At 70.6% G+C, this 6,974-nt stretch carries 7 protein-coding genes; 3 read left to right on the top strand and 4 right to left on the bottom strand.

Translation table 11 applies throughout. The annotated features are described in order from the left end of the window. Positions 1-257 (bottom strand): hypothetical protein (locus IE312_RS11230; RefSeq protein ID WP_189980781.1); only part of this gene is annotated, 257 nt, incomplete at its 3' end. Positions 258-897: 640 nt separating this feature from the next. Between IE312_RS11230 and IE312_RS11235 the strand changes: the two genes are divergently transcribed. Then, the gene (locus IE312_RS11235) at positions 898-1,302 is read left to right on the top strand and encodes an SRPBCC family protein (protein WP_268254308.1); all 405 of its coding nucleotides are present in this window, start codon (positions 898-900) and stop codon (positions 1,300-1,302) included. A 162-nt stretch (positions 1,303-1,464) separates the two neighbouring features. Here IE312_RS11235 and IE312_RS11240 read toward each other — a convergent pair whose 3' ends face one another. Continuing rightward, positions 1,465-1,953: a GNAT family N-acetyltransferase gene (locus tag IE312_RS11240; RefSeq protein WP_189980783.1), complete on the bottom strand. Its 489-nt coding sequence runs from the start codon at positions 1,951-1,953 to the stop codon at positions 1,465-1,467. A 388-nt stretch (positions 1,954-2,341) separates the two neighbouring features. Between IE312_RS11240 and IE312_RS11245 the strand changes: the two genes are divergently transcribed. Both IE312_RS11245 and metX read left to right on the top strand, forming a co-directional pair. After that, positions 2,342-3,703, top strand: a complete 1,362-nt coding sequence (locus IE312_RS11245; RefSeq protein ID WP_189980785.1) for a bifunctional o-acetylhomoserine/o-acetylserine sulfhydrylase — start codon at positions 2,342-2,344, stop codon at positions 3,701-3,703. Next, positions 3,700-4,848 (top strand): homoserine O-acetyltransferase MetX, encoded by a 1,149-nt coding sequence (gene metX / locus IE312_RS11250; RefSeq protein WP_189980850.1) that lies wholly within the window; start codon positions 3,700-3,702, stop codon positions 4,846-4,848. Before IE312_RS11245 ends, metX begins: the two co-directional genes overlap by 4 nt. A gap of 75 nt (positions 4,849-4,923) precedes the next feature. Here metX and IE312_RS11255 read toward each other — a convergent pair whose 3' ends face one another. Together IE312_RS11255 and IE312_RS11260 are read right to left on the bottom strand one after the other, a co-directional pair. Continuing rightward, on the bottom strand, positions 4,924-5,571 hold the full coding sequence (locus IE312_RS11255; protein WP_189980788.1) for a superoxide dismutase: 648 nt from the start codon (positions 5,569-5,571) through the stop codon (positions 4,924-4,926). 137 nt (positions 5,572-5,708) lie between these two features. After that, a partial coding sequence (locus IE312_RS11260; RefSeq protein WP_229899523.1) for a non-reducing end alpha-L-arabinofuranosidase family hydrolase occupies positions 5,709-6,974 on the bottom strand: 1,266 nt, incomplete at its 5' end.

Consider the following 6,974-nt stretch of genomic DNA (forward strand, 5'->3'; position numbering starts at 1 on the left):
GCGAACCACGTCTCCTTGGCGCGGTCCCACTCCGCCCACAGCGCGTCGGCGTCCTCGACCCGGCCGGTGCACCTCCCGTCCGCGTAACGGACCACACCGAACTCGTCGAGCATCACCAGGCTGGCGTCCAGCCACCGCGCCACGTGCCGCGCCGGACGGACTCGGGCGGTCACGGCGGAGAAGTCGCCCACACCGCCCTCGAACCAGCCCACCGCGATCAACTGACGCCACAACAGCCTGCCGAGAAGCTCGTCCATAACGGGTTTGGTCCCCTCAGAACCGAGGAGTGCCGCCGGTCACGCCTGATGGCAGGAGCGTATGACGGCATCCTTAGTAAGCGATTGCTTGCGGGAGCGGACGACGCTTCGGCGTGGACTCGCTCTTTTCGCATGTCACTGTTCGGGCGTCAGACTGACGAGTACAGGAAATGCACAGACGACAGAATCAGTGCGTCTTCAGAATGGGTACGCCTTCAGGCGCACAGAAATGGTCCCCCGGGCGCGATACATGATTGCGCGGCCCCGTCCCCGTTGCAGACGTGCAAAACGGACTCCCCCGATTCAGTTCCCCCGTCAGGACCCAGATTTTCCCCAACCCCGGACCCTCGACCTGATGTTCGCATCATAGGCGAGACCCTCCGGGCAAGCGAGCACTCCCGGCAAGCGATCCATAGAGTGGCGATGCAGACACGCTGCGTCACGTAACGAGCATGTGAATTGACGGTGCATCCGTTAGTGACGGCCGATCAATCACCTTGTCCGCGGGCATTTTCCGCAGGGCGATGGCAGGTCGGATAAGGTGACGCCGTATCAACCGGCGCCCGGGCGCCCGGCCCGGTGAAACTCGTACCGGATTCTTACGGAACCAGACAGACGAGGGAGAACGGTCATCGCAACCATCGTTCAGGACATCGTGATCGAATCCAGTGCCGAGGATGTCTGGGACGCGGTCCGGGACGTGGAGGCGGTGCACAAGCGCCTCATTCCCGGCTACGTCCTCGACGCCCGCGTGGACGGCGACACCCGGTACCTGACCGTGCCCGGCGACGCGGTCATCCGCGAGCTGATCGTCAGCATCGACGACGACCTGCGCCGGCTCGCGTACTCGGCGGTCGAGGGGTTCAAGATCCCGCTCACGCATCACCACGCGTCGTTCCAGGTCATTCCCGAGGGCGCCGACCGCTGCCGGCTCGTCTGGACCACCGATGTCCTGCCTCACGACATGGCGGAGCAGGTCCGTCTCCGCGTCGTGCGGGGCTCCCAGGTCATGAAGGAGACGCTGGAGCGGCAGTCGGCGAGCTGACCTCGGCCGGACGACGGAACACCGAAGGGGCTCCCCGGGCCGACCGGAGGAGCCCCTTCGCATTGCGGCGGCCGGCGCGGACGGCGGTCCGCGCCGGCGGGTCCGGCGCGGACCGGCGACGCCCAGGGCCGAGGTCGACGGCCCGCGCGCCGGCACACCGCGTCATTCCGGACAGACGCGGAACTCGAACTCGGGGCGGTCCCAGGGCACGGCGGGCGGGTTCGCGGGTGCGGTCCCGGTCCGCACCGCACCCGTGCGGTGGTAGAAGTCCTCGGCGGGGACGTGCGACACGACCTTGACCCGGTCGAGCCCGGCGGCACGGGCCTCGGACCGCATGTGCGCGACGAGCAGCCGTCCGATACCCCGTCCTTGCGCTTCGTCGGCGACGAACAGCAGGTCGAGCTCCGGTGGGTCGAGGACGAGCGAGTAGAACCCGAGGACCCGGTCTCCCTGCCCGTCGTCGCCGACGGCCACGAAGGCGCGGTGGGCCTCGAGGTAATCGGGCCCGACCCGGTAGCCCTCGACCGCGGAGGCGAACTTGCCCGCGTAGGCGCCTGAGCCGCGCACGATCCGTGTGAGCCGTCTGGCGTCCCGCGCGACGGCCCTCCGTATCGTCACCGGCCGGCTGATCGGGGCAGTGCGTGGACTCATCGGAGAAGTATCCCGCACCGGGGCGTACCGTCCCGCGCCGGGGCGGCCGCCCGGGCGCTCCCGCACCCTTCCCCCCGGGGAAGTGCGTCCATCATGTTTCCAGCCGGCCGGACGGCTGTGGGGCGCTGGTGCGCGACCGTCCCATGTGGTTTTCTGGCTCCATGACCGTGCTCGTGACCCGCCGCCACGTTGACTACGGGCGTGTCACCACCACGTGTTGTCCTGCCGTGAGCTGAGTCCGCGCTCCGGCCCCCGCCGGTCTTCCCCCCTCCGCACAGAGCCGACCGCCGCCCGCGTTCCGGGCGCGACGGCCGGCCCTGTGGTTCCTCCGCGCCTTCGGGTGCCCCGCACCACGGGCGCCTCGCCTTCCGCACAAGGGAGCACCGCCATGAGCCACCCCATCGACTCCGTCACCGCAGGGCACACCCCCGAGGAGCCGCCCGCCGGGCCCGACACCTCGGCCTGGTCGTTCGAGACCAAGCAGATCCACGCCGGGGCGGTGCCCGACCCGACGACCGGTGCCCGGGCGACGCCGATCTACCAGACGACGTCGTTCGTGTTCCGGGACACGCAGCACGCCGCCGACCTGTTCTCGCTGGCCGAACCCGGCAACATCTACACCCGCATCCACAACCCGACCCAGGACGTCTTCGAGCAGCGCGTCGCCGCCCTGGAGGGCGGGGTCGCGGCCGTGGCGCTCTCCTCCGGGCAGGCGGCGGAGACCCTGGCGATCCTGACGCTCGCGAGCTCCGGCGACCACGTCGTCTCCAGTACGTCGCTGTACGGCGGCACCTACAACCTGTTCCGGCACACCCTGCCGAAGCTGGGCATCGAGGTGTCGTTCGTCGACGACCCGGACGACCTCGACGCGTGGCGGACGGCGATCCGGCCGAACACCAAGGCCCTGTTCGCGGAGACGCTGGGCAATCCACGCGGCAACGTGCTCGACGTACGGGGGGTCGCGGACGTGGCGCACGCGGCCGGGCTGCCGCTGATCGTGGACAACACGGTCCCGACGCCCTATCTCCTGCGGCCCCTCGAGCACGGCGCGGACGTCGTCGTGCACTCCGCGACCAAGTTCCTGGGAGGGCACGGCACGGCCATCGCGGATGTCGTCGTCGACGGCGGCACCTTCGACTTCGGGGCGCACGCCGAGCGGTTCCCGGACTTCACGGAGCCCGACCCCAGCTACCACGGGCTGCGGTACTGGCCGGCGCTCGGCCCGGGCGCCTTCGCCGTCAAGCTCCGGGTGCAGCTGCTGCGCGACCTCGGGCCGGCCCTGTCCCCGCATTCGGCGTTCCTGCTCCTGCAGGGCGTGGAGACCCTCAGCCTGCGGATCGAGCGGCACTCCGCGAACGCCCAGGCCCTCGCCGAGTGGCTGGAGCAGCGGGACGAGGTCGCGGCCGTCCACTATCCGGGACTGGAGTCCAGCAGGTGGTACGAGGCGGGCCGGAAGTACCTGCCGCGCGGTGCCGGAGCCGTGGTCTCCTTCGAGCTTCGGGACGGTGTCGAGGCGGGCAAGCGGTTCGTGGACGCGGTGGAGCTCTTCAGCCACCTCGCCAACATCGGTGATGTGCGCAGCCTGATCATCCACCCGGCGTCCACCACGCACAGCCAGCTCGACGAGGAGCAGCTGGCGGCCACCGGCACCTCCCCCGGTCTGGTGCGCCTGTCGGTGGGCATCGAGAACCTCGCCGACCTGAAGGCCGACCTGGAGGCGGGGTTCCGCGCGGCGAAGGGCGCGTCCTGAACACCGTACTGGCACCGTCCGGTCCCCTCCCGCCGGCCTCCGGGGCCTGGCGGGAGGGGGACCCGCCCGGCCGTCGCCGGTGGTACCAGCGCGACGAGCCGCTCGCCCTGGAGGCCGGCGGTGAACTCCCGGGCGTACGGCTCGCGTTCGAGACGTGGGGGCGGCTGGCTCCCGACCGCGCCAACGCGGTGCTGGTGCTGCACGCCCTGACCGGCGACAGCCACGTCGCCGGCCCCGCCGAGCCCGGCCATCCCACCCCCGGCTGGTGGGACGGGCTCATCGGCCCCGGGCGCGCGCTCGACACGGGCCGCTGGTTCGTCGTGGCTCCGAACGTGCTCGGCGGCTGCCAGGGCAGTACCGGACCGGCGTCCTGCACCCCGGACGGACGCCGTTGGGGCGGCCGGTTCCCCTTCTTGACGCAGCGGGACCAGGTGGCCGCCGAGGCGGGCCTGGCCGACGCGCTGGGCATCGACCGCTGGGCCCTGGTCGTCGGCGGGTCGATGGGCGGGATGCGGGCGCTGGAATGGGCCGTGTCGCATCCGGAACGGACCCGGGCACTCCTGCTGCTCGCCACGGTGGCCGCGGCGAGCGCGGAGCAGATCGCCTGGGCGAACGTCCAGCTCCACGCCATCCGCGGCGACCCGCACTGGCGCGGCGGCGACTACCACGACGCCGGCCCCGGGCTCGGGCCGCACGCGGGACTCGGCCTGGCCCGTCGCCTCGCCCACGTGACCTACCGCAGCGAGCGGGAACTCCAGGTCCGCTTCGGCCGTGCGCCGCAGGGTGCGGAGGATCCCCTCGACGGTGGCCGGTTCCAGGTGGAGTCCTACCTCGATCACCACGCCGCCAAGCTCGTGCGCCGCTTCGACGCGGGCAGCTACGTCACGCTGACAGAGGCCATGAACAGCCACGACATCGGTCGCGGCCGGGGCGGTACGCGCGCCGCCCTGAGCCGGGTGACGGCCCGGACCCTCGTCGCGGGTGTCGACTCGGACCGCCTCTACCCGCCGGCCCAGCAGGCGGAACTGGCGGCCGCGATCCCCACGGCGGACCACGTCCGGGTGGTCGAGTCCCCGTACGGGCACGACGGCTTCCTCCTCGAAGTGGAGCAAGTCGCCGCGCTCGTACGCGAACTCGTCGGCTAGGCGGCACGGGGGGCCACTGGCGGCGCCCCGGGCCCCGCCGGGCGTCACCCGCACGGGACGTCCGGGGCCGCGGCGTCAGGGCTTGAGCAGCAGGCTGTCGCCGCGCTCCTTGGCGGCGGCGTAGCGCTTGGCCACGTCCTGCCAGTTGACGACGGCCCACATGGCCTCGATGAAGTCGACCTTCTGGTTCTTGTACTGGAGGTAGAAGGCGTGCTCCCAGGCGTCGAAGACCAGGATCGGGGTGGAGCCCTGGCCGACGTTGCCCTGGTGGTCGTAGACCTGCTCGACGATGAGGCGGCCGCTGAGCGGCTCGTAGGCGAGCACGCCCCAGCCGGAGCCCTGGGTGGTGGCGGCGGCCTTGGACAACTGGGTCTTGAAGCCGGCGAAGGAGCCGAAGGACTCGGTGATCGCGTCCGCCAGGTCGCCGCCGCCGTCCTGGGCGAGGGGCTCGCCGCCGCCGTCCTTCGGGCCGGTCATGTTCTGCCAGTAGATGCTGTGCAGGATGTGGCCGGAGAGGTGGAAGGCCAGGTTCTTCTCCAGGCCGTTGATCGAACCCCAGGACTCCTTGTCCCGCGCCTCCGCCAACTGCTCCAGGGTGTCGTTCGCGCCCTTCACGTACGCCGCGTGGTGCTTGTCGTGGTGCAGCTCGATGATCTCCGGGCTGATGACCGGGGCGAGCGCCGAGTAGTCGTACGGAAGTTCCGGGAGCGTGTAAAGCGCCATGTCCAACGTCCTCCGACGTTATTGCGAGTATTATGCAACTGCAAGTTAGCAGTAGGAACGGTACCTCGCGATCAGGCGTTGGACCTAGGACCCTCGGCGGCGCGGGGCGCACGCGCCGCCGAGGGCGGCCGGACGGGTCAGCGCCGCAGGGTGAGGACGCCCGGCCGCCACGGCAGTTGGTCGTAGGGGCCGCTCGCCCCGGGTGCCTTGCCCTGGTAGAGGAACTGCAGGTTGCAGGGGTCGACGGTCATGGTCTGGTCGGGGTTGGCGCGGACGAGGTCACCGTGGCTGATGTCGTTGGTCCAGCCGGCGCCGCTGTTGGCCTTGCCCGCGAAGGGGTTGCTCTCGCTGGCCGCCTGCGGGGTCCACGACCCGCTCAGGCTGGAGGCCGTGAACGAGCGGAAGTAGCGCCCGTTCGCGCCCATCGCCTCGACGATCATGAGGTACTGGTTCTGGCCCTGCACCTTGTAGACCTGCACCGCTTCGAACAGGTTGCTCGTCGTGTCGCTCATGACCGTCGTGTACGACGAGCCGAAGTTGCCCGGGAAGTTCCCGATCGGCATGCTCGCCCGGTAGATCTTGCCGTTGTCACCGGCGAAGAAGAGGTACATGTTCTGGCCGTCGGCGATCAGGGTCTGGTCGATCGGGCCGCTGCCGGGGCCGCCGATGCTGCCGGTGAACAGCGGCTGCGGCGCGGACCAGCCGTTGGGGTTGGTGGGGTCGCTCGACGTGCGGTAGACGAAGGGGGACGCCCCCCACTGGGACGCCAGCACCCAGATGTTCTTGGGCGCGAAGTAGAACAGCGTGGGCGCCACCGCGGACTGGCTCATCCCGGTCTGGCCGGCCGACGCCATGTCCGACCAGTCGGTGAAGGGCTTGAACATCATCGAGCCGTACGCCGATCCCGACACGTTGGACCCGTAGACCAGGTGCTTGCCGTTGTAGACCACGTCGGTGAAGTCCTTCAGCGACACCCAGCCGTTCGCCGGCTGCGCCAACGCGCCCGTCGACGTCCACCGGTACGTCGACGGAAGGGAACAGCCGCCGCCGGGCGGGGTCGGTGTCCCGGACGGGCCGGTCCACTTCTGGTTGCTGCCGCCGTGGCACGTCCAGATCTCCACCGCCGTGCCGTTGGCCGTACCGGATCCCGTGACGTCGAGGCACAGCCCCGACTCCACGCCGACGACCGTACCGTCGGGGTTCACCCGCCACTGCTGGTTGGCGCCGCCGCTGCAGGTCCAGATCTGCACCCGGGTGCCGGCCGCGGTGGCGTGGCCCGGGACGTCCAGGCACTTGTTGCCGTAGACGGTCAGCTGGTTGGCGTCCGTCAGCGTCCACTGCTGGTTGGTCCCGCCCGAGCAGTCCCAGACCTGCACGTACGTGCCGTCGGTCTGGCCGCCGTT

Origin of the sequence: Streptomyces capoamus, assembly GCF_014654935.1 — a bacterium.
Classification (GTDB): Bacteria; Actinomycetota; Actinomycetes; order Streptomycetales; family Streptomycetaceae; genus Streptomyces; species Streptomyces capoamus.

Bases quoted from the DNA above. Each gene is read 5' to 3' on its own strand.
- IE312_RS11245 (WP_189980785.1), top strand. From the start codon at position 2,342: ATGAGCCACCCCATCGACTCCGTCACCGCAGGGCACACCCCCGAGGAG.
- IE312_RS11255 (WP_189980788.1), bottom strand. From the start codon at position 5,571: ATGGCGCTTTACACGCTCCCGGAACTTCCGTACGACTACTCGGCGCTC.
- IE312_RS11240 (WP_189980783.1), bottom strand. From the start codon at position 1,953: ATGAGTCCACGCACTGCCCCGATCAGCCGGCCGGTGACGATACGGAGG.